The organism is Chryseobacterium koreense CCUG 49689, from assembly GCF_001045435.1.
Taxonomy (GTDB): domain Bacteria; phylum Bacteroidota; class Bacteroidia; order Flavobacteriales; family Weeksellaceae; genus Kaistella; species Kaistella koreensis.
Genome location: NZ_LFNG01000015.1, coordinates 16,606 through 33,608 on the forward strand (window position 1 = coordinate 16,606; position 17,003 = coordinate 33,608).

12 protein-coding genes are annotated in these 17,003 nt (G+C 42.5%); 6 read left to right on the forward strand and 6 right to left on the reverse strand.

The genetic code is table 11. The annotated features are described in order from the left end of the window. Positions 1–39: 39 nt before the first annotated feature. The 5 genes from ACM44_RS11175 to ACM44_RS11195 form a co-directional block, all read right to left on the reverse strand. On the reverse strand, positions 40–1,281 hold the full coding sequence (locus ACM44_RS11175; RefSeq protein WP_241477177.1) for a sensor histidine kinase: 1,242 nt from the start codon (positions 1,279–1,281) through the stop codon (positions 40–42). Positions 1,282–1,398: 117 nt separating this feature from the next. Next, positions 1,399–2,073: a response regulator transcription factor gene (locus ACM44_RS11180; protein ID WP_048500135.1), complete on the reverse strand. Its 675-nt coding sequence runs from the start codon at positions 2,071–2,073 to the stop codon at positions 1,399–1,401. Positions 2,074–2,559: 486 nt separating this feature from the next. Beyond that, complete coding sequence (locus ACM44_RS11185) at positions 2,560–4,158, reverse strand: T9SS-dependent choice-of-anchor J family protein (protein WP_048500136.1); 1,599 nt, start codon at positions 4,156–4,158, stop codon at positions 2,560–2,562. A 163-nt stretch (positions 4,159–4,321) separates the two neighbouring features. Next, positions 4,322–5,074 carry a polysaccharide deacetylase family protein gene (locus tag ACM44_RS11190; RefSeq protein ID WP_048500137.1) on the reverse strand — a complete coding sequence of 251 codons (753 nt, stop codon included), beginning with the start codon at positions 5,072–5,074 and terminating at the stop codon, positions 4,322–4,324. A gap of 62 nt (positions 5,075–5,136) precedes the next feature. Next, positions 5,137–6,099 carry an NAD-dependent epimerase/dehydratase family protein gene (locus ACM44_RS11195; RefSeq protein WP_048500138.1) on the reverse strand — a complete coding sequence of 321 codons (963 nt, stop codon included), beginning with the start codon at positions 6,097–6,099 and terminating at the stop codon, positions 5,137–5,139. An 81-nt stretch (positions 6,100–6,180) separates the two neighbouring features. Here ACM44_RS11195 and ggt point away from each other — a divergent pair, with 81 nt between their 5' ends. The 4 genes from ggt (at position 6,181) to ACM44_RS11215 (ending at position 14,759) form a co-directional block, all read left to right on the forward strand. Continuing rightward, positions 6,181–7,863, forward strand: coding sequence for a gamma-glutamyltransferase (gene ggt / locus ACM44_RS11200; RefSeq protein ID WP_048500139.1), 1,683 nt, complete (start codon positions 6,181–6,183; stop codon positions 7,861–7,863). A 191-nt stretch (positions 7,864–8,054) separates the two neighbouring features. Then, a complete protein-coding gene (locus ACM44_RS11205; RefSeq protein WP_048500140.1) occupies positions 8,055–8,975 on the forward strand; it encodes a ribonuclease Z in 921 nt (306 codons plus the stop codon). A gap of 17 nt (positions 8,976–8,992) precedes the next feature. Continuing rightward, entirely contained in the window at positions 8,993–9,784 is a 792-nt protein-coding gene (locus ACM44_RS11210) for a TIGR02757 family protein (protein ID WP_048500141.1), read from the forward strand. Between the two features lie 136 nt (positions 9,785–9,920). After that, positions 9,921–14,759, forward strand: coding sequence for a T9SS C-terminal target domain-containing protein (locus ACM44_RS11215; RefSeq protein ID WP_048500142.1), 4,839 nt, complete (start codon positions 9,921–9,923; stop codon positions 14,757–14,759). Positions 14,760–14,792: 33 nt separating this feature from the next. On the opposite strand, the gene rsmA is transcribed toward ACM44_RS11215, so the two are convergent. Further along, complete coding sequence (gene rsmA / locus ACM44_RS11220) at positions 14,793–15,563, reverse strand: 16S rRNA (adenine(1518)-N(6)/adenine(1519)-N(6))-dimethyltransferase RsmA (protein WP_048500143.1); 771 nt, start codon at positions 15,561–15,563, stop codon at positions 14,793–14,795. A 206-nt stretch (positions 15,564–15,769) separates the two neighbouring features. Here rsmA and ACM44_RS11225 point away from each other — a divergent pair, with 206 nt between their 5' ends. Both ACM44_RS11225 and ACM44_RS11230 read left to right on the forward strand, forming a co-directional pair. Beyond that, on the forward strand, positions 15,770–16,669 hold the full coding sequence (locus ACM44_RS11225) for a cell division protein FtsX (protein ID WP_048500144.1): 900 nt from the start codon (positions 15,770–15,772) through the stop codon (positions 16,667–16,669). Between the two features lie 5 nt (positions 16,670–16,674). Continuing rightward, a complete protein-coding gene (locus ACM44_RS11230) occupies positions 16,675–16,974 on the forward strand; it encodes a DUF3098 domain-containing protein (RefSeq protein WP_048500145.1) in 300 nt (99 codons plus the stop codon). Positions 16,975–17,003 lie beyond the last annotated feature (29 nt).

The window sequence follows — 17,003 nt, forward strand, 5'->3', positions numbered from 1 at the left end:
AATTAACAGAATATTAATGTTAGATTAAAGCATTGGATATCATGGGAAAGTTAATGTGACACGGGTCCCTCTATTAAGTTGGGATTGCAGGTCCATGGTAATGTGGTGGTGTTCGAAAATGTTTTTGGAAAGAGATAGGCCGATGCCGCTTCCTTTGATATGTGCCACATTATGGCCGCGATAGAATGTTTCCCATATTTGGGGCAGATCCTCCTTGCTGATTCCCTTCCCATGATCTAAAATGCTTACCTCTAGGTGGTTGTTGTTTTCTGCGATGATGATGGCTATGGGCTTTTCGTCGGAATATTTAATGGCGTTCTCGATAATGTTGTAAAAAGCAAGATATAATAAGGTTTCATTGCCAGGAAATTGAAGTTTGCCGGGATTTTCAACCTCTAACCGCACATCAATCTGCGTGCGGAATTCGGCTGCTTTCTGCGTAAGTTTTTCGTAAATATTCCAAATAATCTCATCAATCCGCAAAAGGCTGTGTTTTTTTTCAATTTTGGTGAGCCCGGACATTAACAGCAGGTTGCTAAGGATGCTTTCGATTTGATATACATTGATGAGTGAGTCGGCGACTACTTTCCGGTAATCTTCTGGCGTTCTGTCTTTTTGGGCAAAAACTTCTAGGGAGCCTGAAATTGCGGCCAAAGGCGTCTTGAACTCGTGGGAAACATAATTAATGAAGTTTTGTTGCACCATTATATTTTCCGAAATCCTGGCCAAAAGCTTATTGTATGATTTGATGAGCTCTTCTATTTCATCGTTGGTATTGGTAGAGGTAATTGCCTTGGATATATCGGTATAGTCTGCGTTGTTTACTTTTTCCACCACTTTGGAAATGGGTCTGTATGCAATCTTCGAAAGATACATGCTGAGAAAAAAAATGACCAGCAAGCCCAAAACCAATGCAGAGATCATGATTACCGAAAGTCTGAACATCTCGTCCTTGAAAGAGGAGTTGGAGTTCTTTACAAAAACAACAAAATTACCCTGATTGTCTTTGTAAAATATACCATAATAAAAAAAATCGCCAGACATGAATTCTAGTCGCTTGTTTTTTCGGACCAGATCAAGGTGCAGCGGATTTTTTATGTTGGGATCCAGTTTGTTCCCGCCAAAAGTTACCTGATTTCGATCATTATAAACAGCAACGTTGTCGCGGCTAATTAGCCTATTATATTCTTTTTTGATTTCGGCATGCCTTTCCTTCGGGAGCTCGTCTTTTTCCAGGTAATAAATCGCAGATACCAAAGCCTTGTTCTGAAGCTTGTCCATATACACTTGCTTTGAACTGTCATAATAGCCGAGAAATACAACAACGAACGTAATTATTGTAACGATCCCAAATGATAAACTTGATATAAGAATAAATCTTTTGCGCAGTGTCATGGATTAATCCTTGATAAGGTAACCTTTCCCTTTTACGGTGTGAATGATTTTTTCGCCATCCGTTTTTAGTTTGTTTCGAATGAAGGAGATGTACACATCCAGTATATTGGTGTTGTTGTCAAAATCAATTCCCCATACATGGTTCAGGATCTGTGTTCTCCCAACAACTTTGTTTTTGTTTTGCATCAACAGGAGAAGAAGTCTGTATTCCGTTGGTGAAAGTTCGACTTCTACATCATTATAAGACACGAAATGCATATCGGTATTAATGACGAGCTTCCCACAAACGATTTCGGACGAAAAACCTTGTAGGTTTCTGGTGTTCCGCCTGGTTAAAGCCTTGATTCTGGAAAGTAATTCGGCAAAATGAAAAGGTTTTGACAGGTAATCGTCGGCACCCAAATCCAACATTTTTATTTTGTCGTCGGGACTGTTGAGTGCGCTAAGCACCAATATGGGCGTAAAGTTTTTCTTGAAACGTATCATTTGCGTAAGCTGCATCCCGTCTAATCCCGGTAACATGATGTCCAGCAATATGATGTCAAATTCGTGATTCGAAATGATTTCACGAGCTTCTTCACCACTTTTGGCAAGGCTGATTTGGTGGCCCTCCTCTGTTAAACCCTTTAAGAGAAAATCGCTGATCCTTTTATCGTCTTCAACAAGCAAAATATTCATCCCTTTTCTAATTTTCGGATAAATATAAAGAATTTAAATTGGTTGGCTTTAGTTTTTTTGCCCTGCCCTGAAAGTGGCCACCTCCCAACTGAGAGGTCTTTTTGATTAAAAAATAGGCGTTTTTTTTGTTTTATTATGGTATGATGTGTATTTCATTGTTAGGCAAGTGCATAAATAAGTTTCAGACATGGTATTCGGAACCGGTTGGTTTTGTTTACCCATCGTTTCTACGGCTTAATTTTCGTGGATGATCCCGTGCACATTGTGAACGACATTCTGGACAGGATAAGCATGGTCCCACTTCTGAAAGCTTAACCAGAAGGCAGCTCGGATTGCATGAGCTGGCATAATACATCAGAAAAAAGGGTAGCATAATTAGCCTGCTTCCGCCAAAATTTTTCATCCATCAAATTCATTTGAAAATAAAAAACCGCCTCAAATTATTGTTTTGAGACGGCTCCTTTTTTTATCAACAGTTGAATAAAATTATTCTTTAACAATTTTCACTGTTTGCGGCCCGTTTTCGGTATCAATCTTCACCATATAGGCTCCCGGAGCTAATTTGGCAAGATTGATTTGGGATTTCGCCGAGTTCAAAAGATGCGTGGAAACCACTTTGCCGGAAAGGTCATAAACGGAAACCGAATTTACTTTTGAAGCTGCGTCGATATTCAATACATCAACAACCGGATTCGGATACACTTTGGTCTGAGCTTTTGTAACATCTGAAACAGCCAAAGAAGCAATGTTTACCGTGTAATCTTCGGCCTGTCCAAAACTGCTTCCGTTGGTGCAAGGATCAGGATATGCAGTGCTGAATGTTTTTTTAATTCTCATTCTGGTGTTTCCGATTGTCGCATCGGCAGGAATCACAATATCTTGTGTCACTGTTTTTCCGTCGGATCCGGTTGAATTGGTCAGGGTTCCGTTTATCAGAATAGCTTCTCCTGGGTCATTAAAATTACCGTTTTGGTTCCAGTCTATGAAAACATAGAATTTGTTGTTGTAATTTCCTCCGGTATACCCTTGTAAACTCAGGGTGTAGGTGCCACCGGCAGTTACGTTTGCAATTTTGTCAAGGAAGAATTCATGCGCCGCAGAAGAAGTGGCTGCAGAAGAAGTGTTATTAATTCCAGCGAAAGTAACGTTGGTAATCGGTTCTACGAAAGAGAAAACTAGCGGTCCACAATAAGGAGCGGCCGGATTCGCCATCGTGGTAAATGTTCGTTCTGAACAACCGGTTGAGTTACCTGCTCCATTTTTCGCCTCCACTCTCCAATAATAAGTCGTAGATGGAGCCAAACTTGCTGTAGGTACGCTTGCGCTGGTAGCGGTTACATTGGTCAATAAGGTAGTTGGATTGGCGGAGGTGCCAAAGAAAACGTCATAACTGCTTACCGGTTCTCCACCAGTTGGAGCAGACCACGACAGATTCACAGGTGACAAATAACTAATACCGGTTGCAGCGTTTGCTGGCGAAGTCAGTGTAGGACAGTTTGGTGGTGCTGTAGGTGACAGCTGAACAGAGATGTTGTCCATCAATAGCATAAACATGTCATTGGAATTGTTCACAAAAGCAATCCTCACAGTGGTGCCCGCATAAGGAGCGAGAGATTGCTGCCTTGTAATCCAGTCAGAGTTTTCTTGACTAATGGTAAATAAAGTCACCGTGAAATCAGCGATCGTGTTTCCGCCGTTTGGTGCAAGCATTACTTTGTATCCGTCTCTGTAAGCGGGATCCTGAGCTTTGGAATCCCATTGCAGGAAGGCTGCTTGTGATGGCAGTGCAATTTGTGGAGTGATCAACCAGTCGTCTGACGTGCCTGCCGGATTGTACCAGGAGGTACTCATCGCTGCAAAATTACCAGCGGGTCCCCCAAAGTTTCCGTTGGCACCTTGTCTGTCGATTCTGTTCCAGCCATTACTTATGAAGGAAACATTTGCAGCGGGAGTAAGCCCGTCATTATCAATCACGGTCCATGCTCCAATTCCGGGACCTTGCCCGTCAAAATTTTCCTGAAAAATCTGTCCGTTTCCAAAAAACGGAATCGCCACTAATGAGGCAATGAGTAGAATTTTTTTCATAATGAATTATATTTTTTGATTATATGTGCTTCAAAATTATTAAAAGAAAATCGAAAATGCAAGGGAGGTGAGTGTTTTCTAAAAAATTCTCACATTTAGTTACTATTTTGCGGTAATTTTTTATTGCTTTCACGCAGGCGTGGAATAATTGATAAATTTCCGTTTAGAATAAATAATCCTTCATCCGGGAGGTGGCGAGTTCATTTTCATTCGCCCAGCTTAAGAAGTCATTCAGCTTGTCAGTTATTTTCGCGCCGGTGTTGAATTTTCGGTAAAACGGGATCGCGAACCCATATTTTGAAAAATCTGTAAACTGATGAGCATTTAGGTAAATCAGCACGTAATCATCATTCTTAATGGTTTCAAAAACCATATTTTCATAATAAGTCATCGGCATCACCTGAAAAACGAAGTCATTGTACGGGATTTGCGAATAAGGCGAAATGCTTTCCGGAACCACGCTGATCCCGTTTTTCTCCAAAATTTCGGTGCTTCGTTTTAATCTTTTAAAAGGAAATAAAATATTGGTATTTTCAATATTGGAAATATAATTGAATCCCAAAGTTTTCAGTTCGCCAATCGAATGGGTCTCTTTCTTTTGTCTCATCCCCCGAATGGCTTTTCCGGTGAAATCCTCCATTTTTTGTTTGACGGCCGCAATTTCTTTGAAACTGGAATTATCATTAAAAAGTGCTATTTCATGCCCTTTGCCAATGATTTTTTTCAAAAGTGGAAGGATCTTGTCCGCAATCGTGATTTCGACGAAAAAAGTGGATAACACATTGTGCAGTTCCAAAATTCTTAGGATAGATTCCGTATTTTTCTGCGTGATTTCCAGATTCGCCGCATCATCAATAGAAAAGTTTTTCTTAAACTCCTTTTTATTGTTAATAATGTTGAAAGTCAGCAGAATCATCAGCACAAAAGTTGAAAACCAAAAATACACAAAAAAATCTGCTGAAATGCAGATTTTGGTTGTTATTTTAGGAGCTTTATCCGGAGGTTGTTCAACATTTCTTTCGTCATTTCAGAAATACTGAAATCGTAAGAAAGTCCCCAATCCTTTTTTGCCACAGCATCGTCAATCGAAGCCGGCCACGAATCCGCAATCGCCTGTCTGAAATCCGGTTTATAATCGATGCTGAAATCCGGCATTACTTTCTTGATTTCATCGGCAAGTTCCTTCGGCGTGAAAGACAATCCGCCCAAATTATAAGAAGTATGAACCGTCAAGCTTTCTTTCGGGGCGGCCATCAGTTTCAAGGTGGCGTTGATCGCGTCGTCCATATAAAGCATCGGCATCGCCGTGTTTTCAGAAATGAAACTGGTATATTTTCCATTTTCCACGGCTTCATAGAAAATCTCTACCGCATAATCAGTGGTTCCGCCACCTGCAGGAGTTTTCCATGAAATCAATCCCGGATAACGGATGCTTCTCACATCCACCCCGAATTTGTCGTGGTAATATTCGCACCATTTTTCGCCCGCCATTTTTGAGATTCCATAAACGGTAGTTGGATTCAGAACCACGTCCTGACCTACATTTTCCTTTGGGATCCCTTTTCCGAAGACGGCGATAGAACTTGGCCAGAAAATTTTTTTCAGCAATCCCTCTTTTGCCATTTCGCAAAAATTCAGCAATGGTTCCACATTCAGTTTCCAGGCGAAAAGCGGCTGTTTTTCTGAAGTCCCGGATAAGAGCGATGCCAGATGATAAACAGTGGTAATCTCATAATCTTTGATGATCTGGCGAACGAGCTGCGTGTTGGTCACATCCATCCTTTCATAAAATCCGGCAGAAGTCAGGTTCTTGTCCCACCTGTCAAGTCCCGACGCCACTACGTTTTCTGCACCGTGAATTTCTACCAATCTGTTCGTGAGTTCGGTGCCGATTTGTCCCAATGCACCTGTGATAAGGATTTTTTCCGTGTAGGATTCCATTGTTGAATTTTAAGTGAAGCAAATTTAAACAAATTAAATGCTTTCCGAAACAAATCTGTAATTTTGGTAAAATTTTTCAAAATGAAGAAATTCGTTCTGCTGTTCGCTCTTTCCGCGAACTTTGTTTTCGCTCAATTTACCGATATTAAGGTCATCAAAGAAATCCATTCGAAAGACAGAGGTTTGGTGGTTTCGGCACATCCACTGGCAAGCGAAGCCGGTGCAAAAGTTTTGAAGATGGGTGGAAACGCATTTGATGCGGTAATTGCCACCCAATATGCATTGGCGGTGGTTTATCCGCAAGCAGGAAATATCGGCGGGGGAGGTTTTTTGGTCGGAGTTAAAAATAATGGCGAGAAATTCACGATTGATTTTCGTGAAACCGCACCGGAAAAGGCTTCGCGCGATATGTATCTGGATAAAAAAGGACATGCAAACACCGATTTATCCCAAAACGGAAGATTGGCGGTGGGAATTCCGGGATCCGTTGCAGGATTTTTTGCCACCTTGAAATATGCGAAACTTCCCATGGAAAAACTGATTCAGCCTGCAATTGATTTGGCGGAAATGGGATTTCCGGTGACGGATCGGGAAGCCAATTTGCTCAATGATCAAATGGAGTTTTTTGATCGGCATAATATAAACAAGACCGTATTTCAAAAAGAAAAATGGAAAGCCGGTGATATTTTAGTTCAAAAAGATCTGGCTGAAACCTTAAAACGCATCCAAAAAAATGGTGCGAAAGGTTTCTATGAAGGCAAAACGGCAGACCTGATCATTGCGGAAATGAAACGTGGCAATGGAATCCTCACTTTAAATGATTTAAAGAATTACAAAGTCGCCGAAAGAAAACCCATGGTTTTTGACTATAAAGGAAATGAAATCGTTTCCATGCCATTGCCTTCAAGTGGTGGGATTCTATTGGCGCAAATGCTGAAAATGGCTTCCTTCGAAAATTTGGATAAATTACAGCAAAATTCCGCGGAAGCCGTACAAATTATGGTGGAAGCGGAGCGGCGGGCATTTGCAGACCGGGCAGAGTTTATGGGGGATCCGGATTTTACTCAAGACCAAACATCTATGTTGATTTCCGACGAGTATCTGAAAAACCGCTGGAAATCCTTCCAAAAAAATGAGGCGACTCCAAGTTCTGAAGTGGGAAAAATTATTTCCCAGCCAAAGGAATCCAAAGAGACCACGCACATCTCGATCATAGACAAAGAAGGCAATGCGGTTGCGGTGACCACCACATTGAATGGACTTTATGGCAGCAAGGTGGTGGTTTCGGGAGCCGGTTTTTTCCTGAACAATGAAATGGATGATTTCTCCATAAAACCAGGCGTTCCCAATATGTTTGGCGCAGTGGGTGGTGAAGCCAATTCCATAAAACCGGGGAAAAGAATGCTCAGTTCCATGACTCCCACCATTGTTCTGAAAAGCGGAAAGCCATTCATCATTGTGGGAACACCCGGCGGAACCACGATTCCTACTTCCGTTTTTCAATCGATAGTGAATGTGGTTGACTTCAAGTTGAACCCAAATTTAGCGGTTAATCTTCCGAAGTTCCATCACCAGTGGCTTCCGGAATCGGTTTTGGTAGAAAGAGGTTTTCCTGAAACCGCCATTAAAGAGCTGGAAAAAAAAGGATATCAATTCGAAAGGGTCTCCCAAATCGGCAGAACCGAGATGATTGTTATGGATGAGGACGGAGGTGCAATCGCAGTAGCAGACGGTCGTGGTGATGATTCAGTGGCGGTGGAGTGACGGGAGTATTTGGGCAGTTAAAAATCCCGATAGTGATCATGGGAGAATTGGCGTCTTTTAGAAAATAAAATCCTTAGCAGGTATTAATTCCCAAACTTTTATTCCTTAAATTTGTGGTTTCACAAAAAATTCGTGCAGAGAAAATTATCAACCCATAATCCCGAGTTTTCGGGAATCATTTATCCATCATTTTGAGTACTTACCTCACTATTCTCGGTTTTAATTCGGCGATTCCCACAGTGAATTCGTCTCCTACCGCGCAATTTCTCGAAATGGAAGAAAGGCATTTTCTGATCGATTGCGGAGAAGGGACCCAAGTGCAGCTACGAAAGGCAAAAGCGAGATTCTCCAAGATCAACCATATTTTTATATCGCATCTTCATGGCGACCATTGTTTCGGTTTGCCCGGTTTGGTGGCGAGTTTCCGGCTTTTGGGCAGAGAAATGCCGCTGCATATTTACGGTCCGAAAGGAATCCGGGAAATGCTGGAGACTATTTTTAGAATTACAGAAACGCACCGAGGTTTTGAGATCGTTTACCACGAGCTGAAAAGCAAGTCTCCGGAGAAGATTTTTGAGGACAACAAGGTGGAGGTTTTCACCATTCCGCTGGATCACAGGATTTATTGCAATGGTTACCTTTTTCGGGAAAAACCTAAGGAAAGGCACCTGAACATGGCAGAGATTTCCAAATACCCGGAAATCGAAACCTGTGATTACCACAATTTAAAACTGGGAAAAGACTTTGTTTTGAGCGATGGTTATGTGCTGAAAAATGAGGTTTTGACCATGCCGCCCTCAAAATCGGTTTCCTATGCATTTTGCAGCGACACCCGATATTCTGAACAGATCATCAGCATGATTGAAAATGTGGATGTGCTTTATCACGAATCCACTTTTCTTCATGAGCTGAAAGAAATGGCGGATTATACCGGACATAGCACTGCTTTGGAAGCTGCGCGGATTGCCAGGAAAGCCAATGTGGGGAAGCTCATTTTGGGGCATTTTTCCAACCGGTATGGAGATTTGTCGGTTTTTACTGATGAAGCCAGGGAAGTTTTCCCAAATACTTTTTTGCCTAAAGCATTAGAATCTGTTAAAATCAGCGTTTAAGTTAGATTCCCATGAAGATGAAAAAATCCGAAACCCCATTGCCGGATCTGCTGAGTGATCTAAAAGGTTTTCTGGATGAAAAGGCAGATTTCTACAATAATCACGATTTCATCGAAAATGATCCCGTCCGGATTCCGCATCGGTTTTCCTTAAAACAAGATATTGAAATTGCAGGTTTTCTCACCGCGACCATCTCCTGGGGAAACCGAAAATCCATCATCCATGATGCCGAAAAAATGATGCGTTTCCTGGAGGATTCACCGTTTGATTTTATACGGAATGTATCTCTGAAAGAGCTGAAAATCCTAGAAAATAAAAGCATCCATCGGACTTTTAATGGAGAAGATTTCACTGAATTTATTTTAAACCTGAAACGGATTTATTCTGAAAATGAAAGTTTGGAACAGCTTTTTTTAGTGCATAGGAACGAAGAGAATTTCTATCATTCCCTGGAAAGGTTCAGAAGTGCGTTTTTGGGAAGTAAGCAACACAGAAGCCACAAGCACGTGAGTTCCACCTACAAGAATTCTTCTGCCAAACGATTGATGATGTTTTTGCGGTGGATGGTTAGGAAAGACAAAAAAGGGGTTGATTTCGGGATTTGGGAAAACATTGATCAAAGGTTGCTATCCGTTCCCCTGGATGTGCATACCGGGAATATTTCCAGGAAACTGGGATTGATCCAAAGAAAGCAAAATGATTGGAAAACCGTTTTGGAAATGGACTCGGTTCTCAGGGTTTACGATGCGGAAGATCCTTCCAAATACGACTTTGCGCTTTTTGGCTTGGGTGTTTCAGGTGATTTTTGACGGTTTCACTTTAAATGGTCAATTTTTGAGGATTTAATAGGGTTTGCTGATTATTTTTGTATTGTATTCCATTAATTATTGAAAATCGCTAAAATTTAACATATCTATTGTTATCTTTGGCGCACATTTCAAGGCCATGAAAAAAATTTTCTATTTATTTTTCGCTTTGTCTGTCATTCCTTATTTCAGCAATTTCAATGCACAGACTACGAACCGAAAGCCAGAACGGGAAAAGTCAACCGCAGCAAGTCACAGAGCCGGCGCGTTCATAGATGTGAATGTGGCAGCGAACCCCGAATCTGCCTATTCTATTTCTCAATTAATTAAGGATGTGTTGATTTCCGGTGGCGGAACCTGTGTAGCGGCAAACGTTTCCAATGTTACTGTTTCTCCCAATTTGGCAGCCAATAACGCTAACCGTTCATGGGGATATTTTAGTAAGGGAACTACGGCTTTCCCGTTTAGCAAAGGGATTGTGCTTGCTACAGGTTTTGCACGAAATGCCGGAAATTCCTATATCGCAAGTACATTAAGTGACAATATTGCAACGGGTGGCGATTTTGATCTTTCGCAAGCGATGGGTAGTGGTGCAAGCTATTTTGATGCCACTTCTGTTGAATTTGATTTTGTGCCTCAGTCCACCCAAATCTCTTTTAATTATTTGTTTGCCTCCGAAGAATATTCATGGAACAATTCCTTTCCTTGCTCTGGTTTTACCGATGGTTTTGCATTGCTTCTGAAGAAGGTGGGAGATGCTAATTATACCAATATGGCAGTTTTGCCGGGAGGAGCCGGACCGGTAAGTGTGACCAACATTATTCCTTCCAATTTTTCCTGTGGTCCTCTAAATGCGCAGTATTTTGGCGGACTTAACACTTCAAATATTGAGACCAATTACAATGGAAGAACTATCCCTCTGAAAGCTGTCGCCACGGTGATTCCGGGTCAAACCTATCATTTTAAAATGGTACTTGCGGATGCGATCGACAGACAATATGATTCGGCGGTTTTTTTGGAAGCGGGTTCTTTTAATATAGGTGTTCAGGTTCAGGATGGAGCTGGTGTCACATTACCGGGGCAGATCAACATGTGTGGAACTACTCCGCAAACTTTGGTGGCGCAGGTTTCCGCTCCTAGCGCTACTTTCTATTGGTATTTCAACGGAAATCTGATTCCGGGCGCGACCACCAATTCTTATGTCGCAACGCAGCCGGGGACCTATAAGGTGGAAGTTTTTTTGCCCGGAAATAATTGTCCGGGAACCGCTACCGTAGAAATTCTTGCGAAGCCTTATCCTGTGGTTCAGAATGCGTCACTAACTGCTTGTGGACCGCTGAACGCGGCAGTATTTAATCTAAAATCTGCTGAACCAAATATCAGTACATCTCCGGGGCTCACTTTTACCTATTATGTAAATCTGGCAGATGCGGAGGCAGGAAATGCGAATAATATTCCAAATCCCACCAATTACACTTCCGGAACCAAGAAAATTTATGTTCGGGTCTGGAACGGAGCGTGTCACCGGGTTGCTGAACTTCAATTAGATGCCGGGTTACAGCCTGCCAATCCAGCCATTAATGCACCATCTACCCAGATTTGCGGAAACAGTTCCATTACGCTTACATCAAGTATTGCCACGGGTAATGTTTGGTCCACTGGTGAAACCTCACAGAGCATCACCGTAACGGCAGCCGGAACCTATACTTTGAAGGTGGTGAATGGATTTTGTTCGTCAGCTGTTGCTTCTGTCAATATTACCAAAATAGCGGATCCAAATCTGCAAATTACAGGGAATACCTATTTTTGTAGTGGCTCGTCCACCACGCTTACTTCTAGCGTAGCCTCAGGAAATGTTTGGAGCACAGGTGAAACCACTCAAAGTATCATAGTGACAACTCCTGGAACCTACACGGTGACCGTGACACCAGCGTTGGGTTGCTCGTTTAATAAATCGGTCGTGGTTACGGAGTCTGCCCAAGTGACTGCCTCAATTCCGGCACCGGTTCCCATGTGTAACAATACGCCGCAAACACTGGTGGCGCAAACCAATATCGGAACGAATTTCGTGTGGTACCTGAATGGAAGTATTATTCCCGGCGCTACAACAAGTACCTATGTGGCAACCCAGCCAGGAATATATAAAGTCTTGGTAAGCGTCCCTGGAAACAATTGTACCGCAACTGCGCAAGTGACGATCATTGGAGGTGCTTTTCCGACAGTGACCAATGCTATCCAGAACAAATGTTCCAGCACAAGCACCTATACTTTTAATCTAAAGGATTCAGAATCCTCTTTGAGTACCACGGCAGGTGTAGCTTTCCAATATTATGAAATCCAGACTGATGCAGATGCTGGAAATGGAAACTTTATTCCGAATCCAACTGCCTACAACAGTGCTTCGAAGAAAATCTATGTAAGAGTAAGCAATGGAAGCTGTTACCGGGTCGCTGAACTGCAGCTGAATGTGCATGTGATTCCGAATACACCGGTGATCGCTGCATCCAACACTGAAATTTGTGGAAATACCTCTGTAACATTGACGTCAAGTAATCCAACTGGAAATGTTTGGTCCAACGGTGCAACCACACAGAGTATCACAGTGACTGCAGGCGGAACCTATTCTGTGAAAACTGTGGATTCGTTCTGTGAATCGGCTTCGGCATCAATTGTCATTACCAAAATTGCCGATCCAAATCTAAAAATTACAGGAAACCTTAATATGTGCAGCGGTTCTTCAACCACGCTAACCTCTAGTTTAACCACCGGAATAGTTTGGAGTACCGGCGAAACCACCCCATCCATTACCGTTTCAACACCTGGAACTTACACAGTAACGGCCACTTTGGGAACGGCATGTGTCTTTACAAAATCGGTCACAGTGGTTCAGGTTCCACAAGTTACGGTTTCCATCGCGCCGCCAACTATTATGTGCAGCAATACTCCGCAAACTCTTGTTGCACAAACCAATATCGGAACTGTTTACCAGTGGTATCTCAACAACATTTTGATTCCTGGCGCAAATTCTTCCACATATGTGGCAACACAATTGGGAACCTATAAGGTAGTGGCAAGTATTCCGGGGAATACATGTCCCGGAACTGCTCAAGTGAAGATCACTGGAGGAATGTATCCGATGGCGAACGATTCTTTACTAAATAAATGTTCGGCAACGAATACCGCGATATTTAAATTATCGGATGCACAAGCGGACATCAGCACTACTCCGGGAGTGACTTTCAGGTATTATGAAGCGCAATCCGATGCGGATGCTGGAAATACCAACTTCATCCCGAATCCGAACACCTATTTATCTGCGACAAAGAAAATTTTTGTCAGGGTAACAAGTGGACTTTGCTATAAGGTTTCAGAGCTGCAGCTGAATGTAAACCTGATTCCGGCCACTCCTGTGATTACAGCATCTAATCTGCAGATTTGCGGAGACAGCACCGTTACATTGACCTCGAATGTGGCCACAGGTAACCTTTGGTCAACCGGTGAAACCACGCAAAGCATCACCGTTTCCACCGGAGGAACTTATACCGTCAAAACAGTTGGAACTTTCTGCGATTCCGGTTTGGCTTCCATTAATATCGTAAAAATCGCAGATCCAAATATTCAGATTTCCGGTCAGTTGAGTTTCTGTAATGGGTTCTCTACCACGCTCACTTCAAGTTCGGCCACCGGAAATGTTTGGAACACGGGTGCTACCTCCAATTCAATCGTGGTTACTGCTCCCGGAAATTATACCGTGACCGTAACGCTACCGAGTGGATGCCAGTTTTCGAAAACCGTGACCGTGGTAAAGACGCCGCCAATCGTTGTTCAGATTGCCGCACCGCAAGTGATTACCTGCACCAACAGCCAAATTACTTTAGATGCAAGTTCATCTCAATATCAAGCAGGAGATACCTTCCTGTGGGTGGCTTCAAATGGCGGAGTAATTGTTTCCGGGGCAAATACTTTGAATCCTGTAGTCAGCGCAGCTGGAACCTATACTTTGACCATCAACGGAATAAACTGTGCAGGAAGCAAATCGATAGTAGTCACTGAAAATAAAGTGAAGCCGGTAGTCAATATTTCGGCGCCACGCATCAAAATATGCGAAGGTGAATCTGTGACGCTTACTGCAACAGGTGCTCAAACTTATTTGTGGGCCAATGGAAACCAAACCACCAATTCAATTACGGTGAATCCTACAACTACGACTACTTATACCGTAACCGGTACCGGAGCAAACGGTTGTGCTTCTGTCCCTACTAAAATTACCATTACGGTATTGCCCAAAATCACTTCCGATGTGGAAGGAGGACCAATTTGTGCGGGCGGCTCCATTCTGCTGGATGCGGGTTCCGGACCTGGCTATACCTACCTTTGGAGCAATGGAGCTACTACCCAAACCATCAATGCCACCAATGTCGGGAATTATAGTGTGACGGTTAACAATACCGTTTGTTCGGCCACATTTACTGCGCAGGTGGTTCCCGGAATTCCGCCCACATTGGTGAAAGTACTTTATGAAAATGATAATCTGACCATCATTGCCGAAAATGCGATGCAGTATCCATTGGAATATTCCATTGATGGAGGATTCACTTGGCAAAGTTCCAATGTATTCGTTGGCGTAAACAGCAATGTGAATTATCAGGTTGCGGTTCGGGTAAAAAATACGACCTGTCGGAATGAGGCAGAATATTTCACCTTTAAACTGAGCAACGTGATCACGCCAAATGATGATGGCATCAATGACCGGATCGATTTTGGCGGAATCAGCGTTTATCAAGAATTCCAAGCCGTTATCTATGACCGTTATGGAGTAGAAGTTTTCCGGGCAGATACCAACAGAACTTATTGGGACGGAAAACAGATGGGAAAAACGCTTCCGTCTGCAAGTTATTGGTATGTGGTAAGTTGGGATGATCCGATCACCAAAGAGAAACATACCAAGACGGGATGGATCTTGCTTAAAACCCATTAAAACAAAAAAGCATCCAACATTTGGATGCTTTTTTTACTTAGGACTTGTCTGCCACAGATTGGTAAACGCGATGAAATCTTCCACCGAGAGTTCTTCCGCTCGTTTATCCATGAAGGGATGGGTTTTCAGATTTTCAGGAATTACCAGTACTTTCAAGGCGTTCGAAAGCTTTTTTCGCCTTTGGTTGAAGCCGGCTTTCACGATTTTTTTAAAGAGCACTTCATTTCCGGCCAGTCCCGCTTTCGGATTTCTGGTGAGTTTGATCACTCCCGATTTCACTTTTGGTGGCGGATTGAAAACATTTTCATGAACCGTGAAAAGGTATTTCACATCATATAACGCCTGAACCAAAACCGACAAAATGCCATAATCTTTGGTCCGTGGAACTGCAGCGGTTCTTTCTGCGACCTCTTTTTGGAACATTCCCACCATTTCTGGAATTTGTTCATAGTGGTCAATAATTTTAAACAAAATCTGCGAGGAAATGTTATAAGGGAAATTACCGATCACAGCAACTTGACCTTCGAACACATCTTCGATATTCACCTTCAAAAAATCACCAATGAAGTTTTTATCCTGAAGCTTTGGATAATGTTTTTTCAAATAATCAATGGATTCCGAATCGATTTCTGCAACGAAGGTTTCTGCATCTTTTTCCAAGAGGTATTTCGTGAGAACGCCCATTCCGGGACCCACTTCCAGCACTTTGCCGTACTCTTCAAAACCAAGTCCTTCTACAATTTTTCTGGCAATATTTTCATCGGTCAAAAAATGCTGACCGAGATGTTTTTTGGCTTTGACCATAAGCTTTTTTTGTGGAGTGTTTCGTGTGCTCGGATGGTGGTTTTTCCTTTCAGTTTGATGGAAATTATTCTGATAATCGCTTACGCCATTTCGGACCCGGAATCCGGCAACGCACCCCTCCTTTAAGTTTTTTTTAACACCGAAATTCTTTATTTCACGGCAAATTACGGAAGTTTTTTTCTATTTTAGCAGAAATTTTTTATTTAATGGCCAGATCAGTAGAGGATTTTAACAAAAGAAGGCTTCGTTCCAGCAACATCACCGTAGTCGTCAGTATCGCGTTGGTTTTATTTTTATTGGGTTTAATGGGATTAATCCTGATCAATGCCCAGAAATATTCCGATTATATCAAGGAGCAACTCGTGGTGAACGCCTATTTTGATGAAAACTATGATGCAAAGGATTCCGCGAAGATTGCCAAAATGGAATACGAAACCTTTCAAAAGATTCAAAAGCTTACGCCTGTCAAAAGAGCGACCTACATCACCAGAGAAATGGCCGCAGCAGAAGCCAAGAAAAGCATGGGGATAGAATCCAGCGCCCTTTTCGAGGAAAACATCTTCCCGTCTTCTGTGGAAGTGGCCCTGAAACCGGAATTCGTAGATCCCGCAAAAATTGACGAAGCCATCAAACAGATCAAAGCCACCCCCGGAATTGTGGATGTGAAGAACAACTCTACTTTGATGGTGGAAGTTTACAATAATCTGAACAACATCCTGAAGTGGATTTTAGGGTTCTCCATCTTGTTTTTGGTGTTGGCGGTAGTCTTAATCAACAACTCGATTCGGTTGAAAATATTTGCTAAAAGATTCATTATCAAAACCATGCAATTGGTAGGAGCTAAGCGCAGATTTATTTTGAAGCCATTTGTGAAAGAAGCGGCAATTCTTGGCGTCATCGGTGCGGTGCTTGGTTTGTCCGTTCTTTTCGGGGCGTGGTACTATTTCATCACTCAGATCGGGACTCCTTTCGCACAGGACAATAATCAACTTATTATCCTGGTCATTGGAATTTTATTACTCGGAGTCTTGATCACGGTCTTCAGCACGATTTTCGCGACATGGCGATTTTTACGTTCCAATGTGGACGACCTTTATTATTCTTAAAATAAATGAGCAAAAAAAATAATAGTTTCAATGCCGACAGTGTCGGTAATAAACAGGCGGAAACTCCGGAAAACAGATTCTATTTCGGCAAAGAGAATTACAAATTCATGTTGATCGGATTGGCGCTGATCGTGGTAGGTTTTCTACTGATGATGGGAGCCGACGCCAACACCGTAGATGGAAAATACGACCCCAATTCCTGGAATGAGGAGATTTTTTCCATCCGCAGAATCCGCATTGCACCTTTGTTGGTCGTAGCAGGTTTCGTGGTGCAGGTTTATGCCATCCTCAGAAGGAACAAATAAGTTCCTACTTGATTCATTCTTAATTTTTA

Bases quoted from the DNA above. Each gene is read 5' to 3' on its own strand.
- ACM44_RS11175 (WP_241477177.1), bottom strand. From the start codon at position 1,281: ATGGACAAGCTTCAGAACAAGGCTTTGGTATCTGCGATTTATTACCTG.
- ACM44_RS11180 (WP_048500135.1), bottom strand. From the start codon at position 2,073: ATGAATATTTTGCTTGTTGAAGACGATAAAAGGATCAGCGATTTTCTC.
- ACM44_RS11185 (WP_048500136.1), bottom strand. From the start codon at position 4,158: ATGAAAAAAATTCTACTCATTGCCTCATTAGTGGCGATTCCGTTTTTT.
- ACM44_RS11190 (WP_048500137.1), bottom strand. From the start codon at position 5,074: ATGATTCTGCTGACTTTCAACATTATTAACAATAAAAAGGAGTTTAAG.
- ACM44_RS11195 (WP_048500138.1), bottom strand. From the start codon at position 6,099: ATGGAATCCTACACGGAAAAAATCCTTATCACAGGTGCATTGGGACAA.
- ggt (WP_048500139.1), top strand. From the start codon at position 6,181: ATGAAGAAATTCGTTCTGCTGTTCGCTCTTTCCGCGAACTTTGTTTTC.
- ACM44_RS11210 (WP_048500141.1), top strand. From the start codon at position 8,993: ATGAAAAAATCCGAAACCCCATTGCCGGATCTGCTGAGTGATCTAAAA.
- ACM44_RS11215 (WP_048500142.1), top strand. From the start codon at position 9,921: ATGAAAAAAATTTTCTATTTATTTTTCGCTTTGTCTGTCATTCCTTAT.
- rsmA (WP_048500143.1), bottom strand. From the start codon at position 15,563: ATGGTCAAAGCCAAAAAACATCTCGGTCAGCATTTTTTGACCGATGAA.
- ACM44_RS11225 (WP_048500144.1), top strand. From the start codon at position 15,770: ATGGCCAGATCAGTAGAGGATTTTAACAAAAGAAGGCTTCGTTCCAGC.
- ACM44_RS11230 (WP_048500145.1), top strand. From the start codon at position 16,675: ATGAGCAAAAAAAATAATAGTTTCAATGCCGACAGTGTCGGTAATAAA.